Below are 14,937 nucleotides of genomic sequence, written 5' to 3'. Positions count from 1 at the left end.
ACGCACCGGCGACGCCGCCATGCGCGCGCGGCACGCGGCGCAAGCACGCACGCGACGAGCGCCGCCGCGGCCACGCCGCCGGCGAGCGCGACACGCCACCGGACCGGCAACGCCATGAACCACGCCGCGGGCCGTGCGAGCCAGACGGGCGGACCGGACGCCGCGGACGAACGATCCGTATCCCCGTCACGCGAGGCGGTGTCGTCGGTCTTCCCGTCCGTGTTGCTCTCCGCACCGTTCCGCCGCGCGGACGCGTTCCCGTTCTCCGTCGTGTCGAATTCGGTGATGGCGGATCCGTCGTCGCCGGTCAGCGCGCCCGAGGTGCCGGCGGTCGACGCGTCCGACGAGGCGGTCGCGCCGTCGGCGGTCAGCGTGCCGTTCTCCTCGCTCGGCGGCGTCACGTCGAACGGCACCCAGCCGACGCCGTCCAGATACGCTTCGACCCACGCGTGCAGCTGGCGCGACGCCACCGGGAAATAGCCGTCGGCGCCGCGCGCGTTCGTGCCCGCGTTGTAGCCGAGCACGATGCGCGTCGGCACGCCCATCGCACGGCCGAGCACGGCGAGCGCGGAGGCGTAGTGCTGGCAGTAGCCGGCATGGCCGGTGTCGGGGTCGAGGAAGTCGTCGACGACCTGCATGTTGGAGCGGCCGTCGCCGTCCGGCGCGTCCAGCGAATACGTGAAACGGTTGGCCTTGTCGGTGAAATACCCGACGAGCCAGCGCATGGCGCGCATCTGCTCGTCGTAGGTCCCGGCCTTCGCGGCGACGCCGTCCGCGCGCGCCTGGCGGACGACGGCGCGCACGTTGGCCGGCAACGACTCCGGCAGGGACGTGTAGCGGCTCGCGTGGGCCTCCTCGTCGGCGGTGTCGGCCATGGCGAGGATGCGGCGGGCCGTGGCGCGGTCGTCGCCGGCGGATCCCGTCTCCACCACGATGGACATGGTGGTGTCGGATTGGAAGAGGACGGTGATGGCGTTCTGCGCCCAGACGGTCGACGCGCCGGATCCGGACCGGCCGTCGCCGTCGGCGCCGGCGCCGGCGGCGGTCACGTCCGTGAGGGGCATCACGAGGGTCGCGGCGTCGCCGTTCTCGGAGAAGCCGTAGACGATGCCGGCGTCGTCGGCGCCATACCGGTCCGCGAACGTCTGGTCGAAGGCGATGTGGACGGGACTGCGGGAGTACCGGCCCGCGGACGGCGTCGTCGTCCCGCCGCCCCACACGCGGTCGTTGTCCTGCTCGTCGGAGAACGCCATGCTGTAGGCGCTCACCCGGCCGATGCGCGTGCCGTCGGGGCCGCGCACGGCGCCGTCGGCGTCGATGGAGGCGCGGACCACGGCGAACCCGTCGCGCGTCTCGCCCGCTCCCGTGTCGGCGATCGTGCGACGCGCCTGGAGCCATGCGGCGATCCGATCGGACGAATCGTCACGCTGCCGCTCCAACGCGGCGACGACCTCGCGTACCGGATCGAGCGTCGAGAAGCCCGCGTCCGACGTGATGGGGTCGACGTATGTGCCCGTCACCGTGTATTGCATGCCGTCGGAGGTGGCGTCGGTGCGGTTGTACAGGCTTCCGTCGCGGTAGCGCAGCCACGAGGAGCCGACGTTGTTCGCCCCGCTGGCGATGCCGGGGACCGGCAGGAACCGGGAGCGCAACGTGTCGATGCGCACGTTCGCGGTCGCCTCGTAGCGTTCGAGCGTGTGTTCGTCGATCCGGGCGCCGTCGCCGGATTCGAGACCGGACGCGCCATAGCCGGCGTAGCCGAGCATCCACGTGTAGATGCCGAGCGGGTCGCCGCCGCGGCGCTGCTCCATCGTGAGGTCGTCGGACTCGTCGCGGCCGAGGCGGATGCCCGACCCGTACAGGCCGGCGTCGATGGCGAGCCCGTTGTCGTAGCCCCAGGTGTCGCCGTCGAACGCGTCGAGCGTGCTGAGCTTCAGATACAGGCGGCGGTCGGCGGAATAGCTGAGCACGACCGAATCCGAACCGGCGTCGATGTTGCGTTTCAGGTCGATGAGCGGGCTGACCGTGTTCGACGTGAACATGCCGCCGCCCTCGCCGATCGACAGCGGCACCCGGTAGGCGAGGGTCTCCGCGGCGGGCGTGCCGGCCAGTGTGACGGCCACGACCGCGAACGCGGCGAGCGCGGCGGATGCGATGGATGCCACGGATGCGGTGGACGCGGTGGACGCCGCTGACGTTGCAGGCGTTGCGGACGTTGCAGGCGAGGGGGCCGGCACCGGATCGGCGCGTAGACGCGGGCGGGACGCCGATGCCGCCCACATGCTCATCGGGAAGGCGAACGCGAGCAGGGCGACCGCCCACCACGGGGCGACATGGCCGAGCATCGCGGCGTCGGCGGCGAGCGCGACGACGGGGAGGACGGCGATCAGCGGGGCGGCCGGACGCCAGAGAAGCAGGATTCGAATGAGGACGACCGCCACGGCGATGACGGCGATGAGCAGGACGTCGGAGGCGGGTGCCACGCGCAGGGGCGGCAACTGGCGGTCGAGCTGGTCGAATCCGGTGGACAGCGCGGCGACGAGACGGGACCGGAGGCCGGCATAGCCGGCGGAACCACTGCCCAGGACCGCATCCGTTCCAACGACCGTTCCCGACGCGGCGCCCGCCGAACCGTTGGCGGCCGCCGCGACAGGGACATCACGCAATCGGAGCACGATCAGCGTCATGGCCGCGACCCCCATCGCGATGGCGAAGCAGAGCAGGCGGATCAGGGCGGAACGAAGCGGATGCCCTACTCGGATGGGAGGCTCCGCCGAGAGCGGATGCTCCGCCCGAATGGAATGCCCTTGAACGGCCGAGGCGAGGACGGTGGCGGTGAACGCTCCCGCGGCGAACCATATCCACCATCCCGTGGGCTCCACGAGGCCGGCGAGCGCCTTGAGCATGACGCCGAAATACGCCAGCAGGGCGAGCGAGGCGACGATCCGGGGAATCCAGCGGGTCCTGTCGGCTCCTGCGAGGGCTTCGCCGGCGCCTCCGAGGACTCCGCCGAGGGTTCCGTCGATTTCCCCGGAGGCCGTACGCCGGTCGGTGCGGCGAACCTGCATGGTTTCGGAGCGTTTGTGTGGGGCTCGGGAGTGAACCTGCATGGGTTCGGGGCGCTTGTGCGAGGTTCCGGCCCGTTCCTGCAGGATTTCGACCCGTTCCTGCGGGGCGGGGTCGTGTACACGCACCGCGGCCCCGATGGGCGAGCGCCGCAGGGAAGCCGCCAAACCGTTGGAATCACTGGCATCGCAGACCAGCACCTCCACCGGGCCGGAACGGCGACGGACGATGCTCCCCACCGACACCGTGCAGGTTTCGACGGAAACGCTGCACGTTGTCTGCGGAATCGTGCAGGTCGCGCCCCGAACCATACACATACGCCTGAGAACCATGCACATTCGGGCGAGAGCCATGCACGTTCGCCCGAAGACCCGTTTCAGGACCGGAACCACGCCCCGGCGGTTCCTGCCGACATGGCTCCAGCCCGCATGGCCCTGCCGTGCATGGCCGAAGCCGGCATCCGCATCATCGCCGCGCCCGCCGACAGGCCGCATCGAGGCCAGGAACCGCAGGACCTCATGCTCCCCTTCGGCCACATGCACGCCGTCAGTGGCCGCCACGTCCACACCGCGACGCGCCTTCGCATACGGACGCAACGCGGCGGCCACCCCGTCGAGCCGCCTCGCGTCCACGCCGTCCGTCCCGTCCACGTTCACGACCAGCAGCACGGTGGGCCGTTCGTCCCCCTCGCGTTCGCGGGTCATCAGCCTGCCTCGTCGGGCGCTGTGCCGCCATGCGATCCGTCGAATCGGATCGCCCGGCTCGTAGCCGCGCACGGTTCCCGAATCCTCCGCCTCCATCGGTCCGGCAGGCCGGCCGGGCGCCGCGGCACCCTCCCCCTGCGCGGCCACGTCCGGGGCGTCGGGGAGCACGAACGTCTCCCCCGCGGCGGCGATGCGCCGTCGCACCGCGAACAGGCCGAACGGCGATCTCCAGCGCAGCAGCGTGCCGATCCGCCGGTACAGGCCGCGTTCACGTGGCGGCGCCCCCGTCCAACAGTCGACGACGTTCCCGTATTGGTCGACGCGCTCGTACAACGCCATGCCCGTCACATCGGACGGCCGCAGCAGCCGCACCGGCCACGGCGACGACGGCCGACTCGCCGCGTTCCCGTCCGTGAGCGTCGCACCCCCGCGCCCGGCCATCGCCCACTGCGCCACGGCGACGGACAGCGACAGCACAATCATCGCGGCGACCATGACGACCATGGCCATGAGCGTGCGCTCGTCCAGCAGCAGTCCCGCGTAGCAGGCGAACGCGCCGAACATGGCCAGCAGCAGGCAGGGGACCGTGGGGCGGATCAGGCCGTGACGGCGCATGGTCACGCCCTCGGTACGGCGATGCCGCGCACCACGTCGGCGACGACGGCGCGCGACCGTTCCAGCGTGCCGTCGACATACCCCATGCCCGCCACGTCGAGTACGAGACGGTGGGCGAGCACGGGCACGGCGAGCGTGCGCACGTCGTCGGGCAGCACGTAGGACCGGCCGTCGATGAACGCGCGGGCGCGCGCCATTGCGGCGAGCGCGAGACCGGCGCGCGGCGATGCGCCGTAGCGCACGTCGCCGCGGTCGCGCGTGGCCTGCACGATGGCGACGATGTAGTCGGCCACCGCGCGTTCCAGCGTCACCGTGCGCGCCTCGCGGCGGATGGCGGCAGCCGCCGCGGCGGAGCAGATGCGACGCACGCGGTCGAGCGGATGCGACCAGTCGTCGGCGGTGAGCATCAGCGCCTCGGCTTCGGCGGTCGGATAGCCGAAGGCGGTGCAGGTCATGAACCGGTCGAGCTGCGCTTCCGGCAGCGGGTAGGTGCCTTCCAATTCGATCGGGTTCTGTGTGGCGATGACGAAATACGGGTCGGGCAGCGGGTGGGTTTCGCCGTCGACGCTCACCTGGCGTTCGTTCATCGCCTCGAGCATGGCGGATTGGGTCTTCGGGTTCGCGCGGTTGATCTCGTCGGCGATGACGATGTTCGCGAACAGGGGTCCGGGGTGGAAGACGAACCGGTTCTCGCCCTGCGACCAGATGCTCACGCCGGTCAGGTCGCCGGGCAGCATGTCGGGGGTGAACTGGATGCGGCTGATCTCGCCGTCGATGGCTCGGGCGAACGCGCGGGCGAACGTGGTCTTGCCGACGCCGGGCACGTCTTCGAGCAGCAGGTGGCCTCCGGCGACGAACGTGATGACGGCGAGTTCGATGACGTCCGGCGGGCAGGCGAGCGCGTCGCGCAACGTCGCGGCGACGCGCGAGGGGATGTCGGATGGGTCGCTCATGGCTGTGCTCCTTCGACGGGGCTCGAATCCGCGTCCAGTGTACGGCCGGCGGCCGCGGGGCTTCAACCATGGTTACGCGCTGAGCGCACACGTCTTCCGGGGCGGAGGATATCCCGGCCTCTTATGGCGGGAGTCGGACCACCCTCAGTCTCACTGCGTTCGACAGCTCCCGCCAGCGGGAGCGCGGTGATATCAGAGTTTCGCTGGGTTCCGAACCATGCCAGCGGGAGCGCGGTGATATCAGAGTTCCGCTGGGTTCCGAACCGTGCCAGCGGGAGCGGGGAGGGAATGGCGGATACGCGAAAGCCCCGGCATATGCCGGGGCTTCACCATGCGATCCGTGCGATGCGCGCGCATCGCCATACGCGAAATGATCTCAGCCGAGGATGGCGAGCACGTCGCGGGCGCCGATGATGAGGTAGTCCTCACCCTCGTAGTGCACCTCGGTGCCGCCGTACTTGGAGTACAGGACCTTGTCGCCGACCTTGACGTCGACCGGGATGCGCTCGCCCTTGTCGTCGCGACGGCCCGGGCCGACGGCGAGGACTTCGCCCTGCTGCGGCTTCTCCTTGGCGTTGTCCGGGATGTACAGACCGGACGCGGTCTGGGTCTCGGCCTCGGCCTGCTTGACGATGATCTTGTCTTCCAGCGGTGTGAGCTTGATCGACACTGTGGGTCACCTCGTATTTCTTGTAGGTTCGATGTCTTCGCGCCGGAAACGCCCAAGAGGCTGACGATCACTTGACCGATCCCAAGCACTGCCTCACATGGTAGCGCGGTTTTTAGCACTCTGCCAACTTGAGTGCTAACGCTGTGAGAGAAACGGGTCCGACCGGCGGGAGCGCATACGCGAATGCCCTCTGCGGACACGGCAGAGGGCACGGGAACGACGGACGGTCAGGAACTGCGACGGTCGAGGATCGCCTGCAGGTTGTTGCCCAGCGAATCGGAGGTCGCGGCGGGGACGGCGACCCGCGCCTGCTCCTCGGACTCATGGAACGCGGCGACGTCGGAGACGCCCGCGTTCTGCGGCATGGCGGCGATCACGCTGCCGTCGTTGCCAGACATGTCGGACGTGCCGGACATGCCGGACGCGTCGTCGGTCGCCGCGGCGCCGGACGACGGATCCGGGCCGGCGGAGGCGGGCTCCGGTTCCGCCGGCGTACCGGCCGGCTTGGTCTCCATCCGGGCCTCCCCGGCAAGACGACGCTCCTCGTCGGCATCGACCGGGTCGGCCTTGGCGACCTGCTTCGTCGACTTGATCTCGCGGCTTTCGGGCGCGTCCGGCTGATCCTGATGCACGTTGCGCGGCTCGCCGAGCGAGAACGAGATGAGATCCTGCGCGGCGATGGCCATGTCGAACGCGTCGAGCGCCTTCGCGGGGCGGACCTCGGCGAGCTCGGTCGTGGCGTCGGCGGGGATGACGGCGGCGCTGCGGGCGCTCGCGTCATCGGCGGGCTTCGCCGCGGCCGAAGGAGCGTCGGCCTGCGGCCCTTCGGCGCGGGAGACGACCTGCACGGCTTCGGAGCCGGACGGCGCGGCGGATGCAGCGGCGGTCTGGGGCTGCGCGGCGGCCTGGGCCGCGGCCACATCGACCACGTGCACGTCGGGCGCGTCGAGCTTGCCGTGCGCGGCGAGCGCCTGACGCTGTTCGATCTCCGCCTGACGCAGCACGCGGCGGATCTCACGACGTTCCATCTCGGCGGTGGGCACCTCCTCGCCTTTCGCCGGGGCGGCCGCGTCCGCGGGTTCCTCGGCCAGAGCGGCGGCCATCGCCTTGGCCGAACGGGCCATGCCCTCGACCTCGGCCTTCACCGCGGCGGTCTGCGCGTCGACGGTCCTCGCCTGCGCGCGCGTCTTCGCCATGCGCGAGCGGCGTTCGCGGGCGCGGGCCTTGGCGACCTTGCGCTCCCATTCGCGGGCCTGTCCGGCGGCGCGCGCGCCCAGCACCAGGACGACGATGTCGAGGGCGACGGGGATCAGCGCGAACCACGGGTTGAAGTGCAGCGGGAAGGCGATCGCGGCGACGACGATGGCGACCAGCAGCAACGACACGACGAGAATCTGGCGACGTCGCACCGCCCGCCGGCGCAATCGCCGCACTTCGGCGATGCGCTCGGGGGTGAGCTTGTTCGTGCGCCTCTCGTTCGGCTGCATCAAAACCCCTTTCGCGTAGGTGCCTTCATCGCTGAACCGCGTGCCGCTGTGCTCGTCGACCAGGTGCAGCGACGAGGAGAAGCGATCCTCGCGATGTTCCTCCACGTGCCGCATGCTCTTGGCCGTGCGCACCGGCAGCCATGCCACGATTCCGATGAGTACGATGACGAGCACGATGACCGTGCTCAACTGCTCGTAACCCATAATGCTCAAGAATAGGAGACGGTGGTCACATTGTCCGCATTGCGTCGCGGCGTGTCGATTGCCCGCGTAGGCGCGGACGGCGTGGCGGACGCGGCGTCGCCGCCCGCAGCGGCTATCGCGGACACGTCGCCGCCCGCCGCGACCAGCCGTGCGGCGAACCCAGCGCCGATGTCCTCGGCGAGCAGGCTGAACGTCTCGTGCGACCGCCATCCGCCCGCCACGTACATGTAGTTCGCGCGCAGGCCCTCGTATCGTGCGCCCACCTTGCGCACCACGGCGAGGGAGCGCGTGTTCTCCGGCAGGATCGCGATCTCCAGCCGGTGCAGGCGCGGGCCGGTCGGGTCACCGATCGCCCAGTCGGCGAGCATGGCGAGCGCGGTGGGCGCGATGCCGTGCCCGGCGGCGTCCTGCGCCACCCAGTAGCCGACGACGCCGGTGCGCATCGCGCCGTAGGTGACCGCGCCGATCGAGATCTGCCCGACGATGCGCATGCGGTGTTCGATGAGGAACACGATGCCGGCGCCGCGCTCCTCGTTGCGTCGCTGGATGGCCACCCACTGGTTGAACGTGATGCCGGGGCCGTGCATCGGGTCGCCGGACTCCCACGGTTTGAGCCACGCCTCGTTGCCCCACCGCACCGCGCTCCACGCGTCCTCGTCGTCCATAGTCATCGTGCGCAGCGTGATCGGCACGGCCCCGGCCGGCGCGTGAAGGACGACGGGCGTGCGGATCGCGTTCGGGTCGGCCGGTGCGAACGCGTGGCGGAGGGTCTGGAATACTGACACGCCCACCATTGTGCCACGCGCGCGAAAAACCGGCGGCGTATGGTGACGTTCGACGAACGACGAATCGGATACGGGAAAGGACGCTCGGATGACGGACGACCATGACGACCATGTGGACGAGGCGGCCGCGGATGCGACGGCACCGGATGCCGATCGCGTCGTGAGGAAGCGCCGGCTGCGCCATGAGGCGATTGCGCGGCGCAAGGCGGTGCCGGCCGGCGAGCGCGCCGAGGCTGGCGCGCGTCTGGCGGCCCGCATGCGCGACCTGCCGTGGCCGGCGGATGTGCGCGAGACGCTGACCGGCGACGATGACGACGAAGACGGCACGGCCGCACCCGCGCTCGACGGCGTGACGGTGGCGGCCTACGTGTCGATGGGGTCGGAGGTCGAGCTGCGGCCGCTGCTGGCGGCGATGCTCGACGCGGGCGCGCGCGTGCTGGTGCCGCTGCTGGGCTCGGGATTGGAGGTCGGCTGGGGCGAGCTGCGTGGTCTGGCCGATCTGCATGCGATGGACGCGCCCGGGCCCGGCCGGCTTCGTCCGGACGAGCCGCAGGTCGCGACGTTGCCGCCCGAGGCGTTGGGCGAGGCGTCGCTGGTGGTGGTGCCCACGTTGGCGGTGGACCGGTCGGGGACGCGGTTGGGCCGCGGCGGCGGCTGGTACGACCGTGCGCTGGAGCATCGTGCGCCGGATGCGCCGGTCGTCGCCGTGTGCTGGCCGTGGGAGCTGTTGGACGCGGATGCGGAGCCGCTGCCGCGCGAGCCGCACGACCTGCCGGTGGACGGCGCGCTCACGCCGGACGGCGTGACGATGTTCGTGTGAGCGCCGACCGTTCCGCCGCCTGTTCCGCATGATGGAAGACGGCGTTCGCTTCCGGCGGGACGTGTCGCGCGGACGATTAGGATATGAACGGTTGCATAAGCCGGGACGTGCGGGCGGCCGAGGGCCGTCCGCCGGGCGGTCACGCCGCGGCGTTCCGGGTCGGATTCGTTTCGTTGGAGGATTACGTTGCCTACCTATCATTACCGTTGCAAGAGCTGTGGCTACGATTTCACCGAGCGCCAGTCGTTCGACGACGCGCCGATCACCGTCTGCCCCCAGTGCCATGAGGAGCAGGTGCGCAAGGTCTTCTCCGCCGTGCCGATCGAGTTCAAGGGCAGCGGCTTCTACCGCACCGATTCCGGCAAGAAGTGAGTCTCGCCGTCCGCCGGAATCCCCCGCGCGGGGCGGATGATGCATGACCGAGGTCGCGAGGGCGTCGCGGAAAGGCGGTGTGTCGGATGGTTTCATCCGACACACCGCCTTCGTCGTATCCGGGGATCATGTGCGGCAGGAGAGCCCGGCGGCGTTCGAACAGGATGTGAAGATTTATGAGAGCGCCGTCCACATCGTCCGTACGGCTTGCGCATGCCGCCGCCGATGCCCGACGCTGGACGTATGAGAATGTCCGATCCGCCTTGGGCGAGGCTTACACGCCCCACGCTCGCCGCCCGTCGCGCCCGCGCGCGGCTGGCGCGCCTCGCCGCGGCCGTCTGCGTCATCGCCGTCGCGGTGGCGTCCGTGCTGCTGGTGGACGCGCTGGTCGCCACGACGGACGTGGTCGTCGCCGCGCATGCGCTGCGGCGCGGCGACGTGATCGGCGCGGATGACGTGATCGTGGTGGAGACGCCCCGCTCCCCCGTCGTCGCGGGCGCGTTCGGGCATGTGGACGACGTGGTCGGCCGCGTCGCGCAGACCGATCTGGAGGAGCGGCAGCCGTTGTTCCCGACGAACGCGCGGGATGCCCCGGTCGTGCCGTCCGGCAGGACGGTGCTGGAGGTGGCGGTGGCGAACGACGCGTCGACGCTGGTCGCCGGCGACTCGGTGCGGCTGGTGTCCGCCACGGGTTGCGCGTCATCCGTTGCGGAGGGCGGAGGAGCCGGAAACGCCGGCACCGACGCCCCCGCCGCGGGGGCGGGCGCGACGCCAGGAAGCGAGGAGTCCGGCGCGGACGAGCCGGCATGCACGCTCGCCGGGGATGCGCTGGTGATGTCGCGCGCCCGACGGGACGAGAACGGCGGCGGCACGTCGGTCATCGCGATGGCGATGACGCCCGAGGCGGCGGCGCGGGTGATGGCGTCGGCCGAACTCGGCGCGATCGTCGCGGTGACGCGGTGACGCGGTGACGATGGCCCCGTCGCCCCGTCACCCCATCGGTCCCGTCACCGCGACGGAACCGGATCCGTGCGGCACAGGCCCGCGTTCAGCCCTTCTCGCTGAAGATGCCCCAGTGCGGCGGCAGCTCGTTCAGGATGCGTTTGTCGTCGTCGGCCTCGCGCTGGCGTTCGGTCATCATGTCCGAAGGCTCCAGCTTGACGCCGTCGGCGTCGAACCGTTCGGTGCCCTCGCGCACGACGCGCTTGTGCTTGCGCGGCGTGCGGCGGGTGGACGAGTACTCGCTCATTGCACCTCCCGGTAGATCTCGCCGACCTTGGCGACGATGCGGTCGACTTCCTTCTCCGGGTTGACGAACGAGCCGACGCTCCACACGGTCACGACCGACCAGCCGAGCATCATCAGGTCGGAGGCGAGCATGCGGTGGCGTTCGCGCGTCGACTGGATGGACATGTAGCCGGCGTCGTCGGTGAGCACGGCGAGCGCGAACGGCTTGCCCTTGAGTCCGACGGCCATCGGGATGGTCAGGCCGTTGTCGTAGCCGTAGTCGATGGCGACGTCGAGCCCACGGGCGCGGATGCGGTCCGCGAGATCGTTGAACAGCGTGTTCTTGCCGGATTCGCGGCAGGACGGCAGCGCCGGCTCCTCCGGCAGATGCTCCGCCCACGTCAGCAGCGTCTTGAGGAGCTTCACGCCGGGCGTGTGGATGCGCTCGTCCTCCATCTCGTCGGAGGTGAACGCGGCGACGATGTCGACGTGATGGTCGGCGAGCGCGAGCGCGTCGAGCAGCATGCCGCGGCCGCCCTGATCCTCCAACGCGCCGAACTGCTGGAGCAGGCGGCCATGCGACGTCTTCGCGTAGCACATCGAAAGGATCACGTCGGTGGCGCGGGCGCCGGCCACCTCGCGGATGCCGACGAGGCGCACGTGGCGCAGGAAGCTGTTCATCGACTTGTCCTTGGAGGCGAGCGCCTTGAGTTCGGCGCCGAGCCGCACGCGGAACACGTCGGTGAGCGAGACCACGGTGAGCAGGTAGCTGGCGGGCACGATCGTGAACGAACGGGCGCGCTCGGTGATGAGCCGCACCACCTCGTCGATCTCCTGCTGGCTGGATTCGACCAGTCCGGTGGCGAACACGGGCGTGCCGGTCGCCTCGACCTTGTGGTAGGCGATGTGGCCGCGCGCGGCGTCGGTGCACACGTCGTAGCGGACGGCGCCGTAGCCTTCGGATTCGAGGAAGGCGCTGAGCCTCGGGGCACGGCGCACCGGATGCGACTTCACCTCGACGACGGGCAGCGCGTCGATGAGACGCTTCAGGCCCGGGCAGGTGACGGTGCCGCGGTGCGCGATGACGACGATCTGCCTGACGCGCACGACGATGCTGAGCAGTTGGATGGCGGGGATGTGCGCGCACGCGTCGATGATGGCGACGTCGGCGAGCGGCTTCGGCTCGGTGAGCGAGGCGAGCGTGTCCGGCGTGGCCATGAGGATCGGCTTGGCGGCGGCGAGGATCTCCGCGTGGTCGCGGCGGATCCGGTCGAGCGGCATGTGCCCGCGACCGGCGAGCTTCGTGTGCAGCAGGTTCGCCTCCTGCGTGCGGGCGAACAGCAGGTCGCACAGGCGGCGCATCGACTCCTGGGCGACCATCGGGCCGATGGAGCGCACGTGTTCGACATCGACCTGTTCGAAGCGTTCAGTCGCGTTGGCGAGCACGGAGCCGTCCTGATTGGAGATGATCGGCGAGGAGCGGACGATGTCCTCGAACACGGTGGTCCACCAGGCGAGCTGGAGCTCGGCGCCCACCGCGGCGGACAGCACGTGGCGGTTGGAGAAGTCGGCGACGAGGTCGTTGAGCCCGGCGGCCTGGAACTCCTGTTCGAGACGGCAGCGTTCGGGCAGGTCGTCGAGCGACTTGTGGTCGTCGTAGAGGGCCTTGAGCCGGCTTTCCACCTCGTTGAAGTCGCGGGATTCGAGTTCGCCGCCCTTGGGCGTCGTGTTGAGCACCGTGTCGAGCGCGGTCATGTCGCGCGACATGGTCTCCTGAGCGGTGATCATCTGGTCGAGCTTGGGCGGCAGCACCGGCCATCCGCCGTGCGGGACGAGCGAACGCCACTGCTCGGACTGCTTCCTCACGATGACGAGCGCGGCGTGCAGGTCCTCGACCTGCGCGCCGACGCGCAGCAGGGATTTCGCCTCGCGCGTGTGGCGGCGGCGCTCCCAGAATCCCATCGTCGTGCCTTCCGCCTTGCGGTCGGCCTTCGACTTGGTCGCCTCGATCATCGCGTCGATGTCGCGTTCGAAGATCTCCGGCTGGAACACGTCGAGCACGCGCCTCAGGTTCTTGAGGACGATGATCTGGCGCGACCATTCGCGCGCGGTGGTGGGCACGGGGAAGCCGCACGCCTGCACGGTGGCGGCGACGTGCTCGCGCACGGCGGGCAGCACCTTCTGCAGCAGGTCGACGACGCGCTGGTAGGCGTCCACCGCGTCCTGCTCGCTGGTGAGCGATGCCTTGTACCAGGCGGTGTCGTCGGGGCCGATCGTGTATTCGCCGACCTCGGCGGCACGTTCGAGCTTCGCCGTCCACTCGTCGATGTGCCCGGCGATGCGGCGCGCCGTGTTCTCGGACAGGCGCACGTGGGTCGCGGGGTGCGTGGGCGCGACGGAGATCGCGGCCAGGTTCTGGATGGTCTGGTAGGCGGACACGCCCCACTTCTCGCTCACCCCGTGCAGGTCGCCGAGATACCGGGTGAGACGGGAGCGCACGCCGACGAGCTCGTCGGCCAGCTGGTCGAAATGCTGCGTGGCCACGCCGGACTGGAATCCGACGGCGGTGATGAGCTGGCGGTCGATGTCGGCGTTCGCACGCTCGTCGGCGATGTCGAGCACCATGCCGGACGTCTCGTTGGCGCGCATGACCTGCATGAAACGGCGCTTCTGCTCGGCCACGCCGGGCGCGTACAGCACGGTGCGGCCGTTCATCACGCATCGGGTGGCGATAGCGGCGGCCTGCTCGACCGTGTCCTTGCCGACGGCGCCGTCGACGGCGACGCTGTGGCCGGAGGCGGCCAGCTGGGCGGCGTAGCGCACCGTGTTGTCGACGTCGCCGATCTCGTATTCGCTGTGCGGGTCGGCGTCGAACGGGCTGTAGTCGGGGATCGGCGCGCCGCGCAGGGTCGCGGCCGCGTCCTTGTCGCCGGCGAGCGCGTCGAGCAGCGTGTTGCCGCTGGGGCCTTCGCCCAGCTGGTCGATGATCCGCTGCGTCTCGCTGAGAATCTGCGCCGCCGGTTCGACGAAGCAGCCGAGGATGATGTGACGTTCGATGTTGAAGTCGCCGACCGCCTGCTTCGCGCGCTTCGTGATCTCGGCGAACACGGCGGAGGTCTCCGGCGTGCCGGACGCGTAACGGGAGCCGTCGAACAGGTAGTTCTCGTCGAGGTCGACGCCGGCCTCGTGCATCGCGTCGACGAACGACGCGTTGAGCGCGACGGTGCCGGTGAACGTGATCGTCGACTGTCCGGGCGTCTCGGAGGAGACCGCCTGCACCGGGTAGAGCAGGACGGGCCGGGCGTTGCCGTGCCAGGTGGCGACACCGACGACGAGCGACAGTTCGGCGACGCCGCTGACGCGCTTCTTGGCGGAACGGTCGTCGAGTACGCGGCCGAGACGGCGTTCGGCGGCGCGCAGCATGCCGTTGTCGCGGAACAGCGATTCGAGCGTGACATGCCCGGAGGCGAACAGCTGGGCGATGCCCGACGGGTGCGCGTGCGTCAGGTCGAGCTGCGCGGCGAGCTGGTTGATGTCCTCCAGAGGGGACGGCACCAGCGACGCCTTGTACTGGTCATGCCACTGTCGGAGCCAGTCGAGCGTGGGCTTCGTGGATTGTGCGCTCATCGATCCGCTCTCCTTCACTTTCCTGTCGCTTCACGATAGTCCTGATAGCCCACGTTGTGCGCGAGCGCCTCGTCGATGTCGGCGTCGCCCTGCGCGGCGAGCCAGGCGTAGAGGTCGTCGTACAGGGCCGGGTTCATCGCGAGGAAGGGCAGCAGCTCCGGATGGCGGGCCATCTCGAACTGGAGGGTCATGTCGGTGGTGTGGCGCGCGTCTTCGGAGGTGAGGCCGTCGACTTCGACCATCGGGGTCTGCGGCTTGTCGAATTCGCCTTTGGAGACCTTGTCGAACACGGATCCGGGTTCGAAGGCGGGCGTGTAGACGCCGGTCGCGTCATCCTCGAACCCGTCCGCGGCGACGGCGGTCGGGTCGGCGGCGACGGCGCCGGACGCGTCGCCCATCGGCGTGAA

The 14,937-nt window shown here is 70.2% G+C and carries 10 protein-coding genes and 1 pseudogene; 3 read left to right on the top strand and 8 right to left on the bottom strand.

Going from position 1 to position 14,937, the window contains the following annotated elements; all coding sequences use genetic code 11:
• From Uis4E_RS10885 to Uis4E_RS10865, 5 genes and pseudogenes are all read right to left on the bottom strand, one after another.
• A partial coding sequence (locus tag Uis4E_RS10885; protein ID WP_165784965.1) for a transglutaminaseTgpA domain-containing protein occupies positions 1-4,385 on the bottom strand: 4,385 nt, incomplete at its 3' end.
• A 2-nt stretch (positions 4,386-4,387) separates the two neighbouring features.
• On the bottom strand, positions 4,388-5,338 hold the full coding sequence (locus Uis4E_RS10880; protein ID WP_101623180.1) for an AAA family ATPase: 951 nt from the start codon (positions 5,336-5,338) through the stop codon (positions 4,388-4,390).
• Between the two features lie 376 nt (positions 5,339-5,714).
• Positions 5,715-6,008 carry a co-chaperone GroES gene (gene groES / locus Uis4E_RS10875; protein WP_034527158.1) on the bottom strand — a complete coding sequence of 98 codons (294 nt, stop codon included), beginning with the start codon at positions 6,006-6,008 and terminating at the stop codon, positions 5,715-5,717.
• A gap of 227 nt (positions 6,009-6,235) precedes the next feature.
• Complete coding sequence (locus Uis4E_RS10870; RefSeq protein WP_101623179.1) at positions 6,236-7,699, bottom strand: hypothetical protein; 1,464 nt, start codon at positions 7,697-7,699, stop codon at positions 6,236-6,238.
• Between the two features lie 131 nt (positions 7,700-7,830).
• Positions 7,831-8,493 (bottom strand): annotated as a pseudogene (locus Uis4E_RS10865) (GNAT family N-acetyltransferase); the annotation flags it as partial.
• A gap of 79 nt (positions 8,494-8,572) precedes the next feature.
• Here Uis4E_RS10865 and Uis4E_RS10860 point away from each other — a divergent pair.
• The 3 genes from Uis4E_RS10860 to Uis4E_RS10850 all read left to right on the top strand — a co-directional run bounded on the left by Uis4E_RS10860 (position 8,573) and on the right by Uis4E_RS10850 (position 10,639).
• The gene (locus Uis4E_RS10860) at positions 8,573-9,304 is read left to right on the top strand and encodes a 5-formyltetrahydrofolate cyclo-ligase (RefSeq protein WP_101623177.1); all 732 of its coding nucleotides are present in this window, start codon (positions 8,573-8,575) and stop codon (positions 9,302-9,304) included.
• Between the two features lie 186 nt (positions 9,305-9,490).
• Positions 9,491-9,676, top strand: a complete 186-nt coding sequence (locus Uis4E_RS10855) for an FmdB family zinc ribbon protein (protein WP_101623176.1) — start codon at positions 9,491-9,493, stop codon at positions 9,674-9,676.
• 249 nt (positions 9,677-9,925) lie between these two features.
• Positions 9,926-10,639 (top strand): SAF domain-containing protein, encoded by a 714-nt coding sequence (locus Uis4E_RS10850; RefSeq protein WP_165784964.1) that lies wholly within the window; start codon positions 9,926-9,928, stop codon positions 10,637-10,639.
• A gap of 85 nt (positions 10,640-10,724) precedes the next feature.
• On the opposite strand, the gene Uis4E_RS10845 is transcribed toward Uis4E_RS10850, so the two are convergent.
• The 3 genes from Uis4E_RS10845 to Uis4E_RS10835 form a co-directional block, all read right to left on the bottom strand.
• A complete protein-coding gene (locus tag Uis4E_RS10845; protein ID WP_034527155.1) occupies positions 10,725-10,925 on the bottom strand; it encodes a hypothetical protein in 201 nt (66 codons plus the stop codon).
• Positions 10,922-14,530: a helicase gene (locus Uis4E_RS10840; protein WP_101623174.1), complete on the bottom strand. Its 3,609-nt coding sequence runs from the start codon at positions 14,528-14,530 to the stop codon at positions 10,922-10,924. Before Uis4E_RS10840 ends, Uis4E_RS10845 begins: the two co-directional genes overlap by 4 nt.
• Before the next feature lie 14 nt (positions 14,531-14,544).
• A partial coding sequence (locus Uis4E_RS10835; protein WP_479855853.1) for a variant leucine-rich repeat-containing protein occupies positions 14,545-14,937 on the bottom strand: 393 nt, incomplete at its 5' end.

Source organism: Bifidobacterium parmae (genome assembly GCF_002860365.1).
Lineage (GTDB): Bacteria > Actinomycetota > Actinomycetes > Actinomycetales > Bifidobacteriaceae > Bifidobacterium > Bifidobacterium parmae.
The sequence above is the reverse complement of the archived record's forward strand: the minus strand, read 5'-3'. Positions and strand labels throughout refer to the sequence as shown.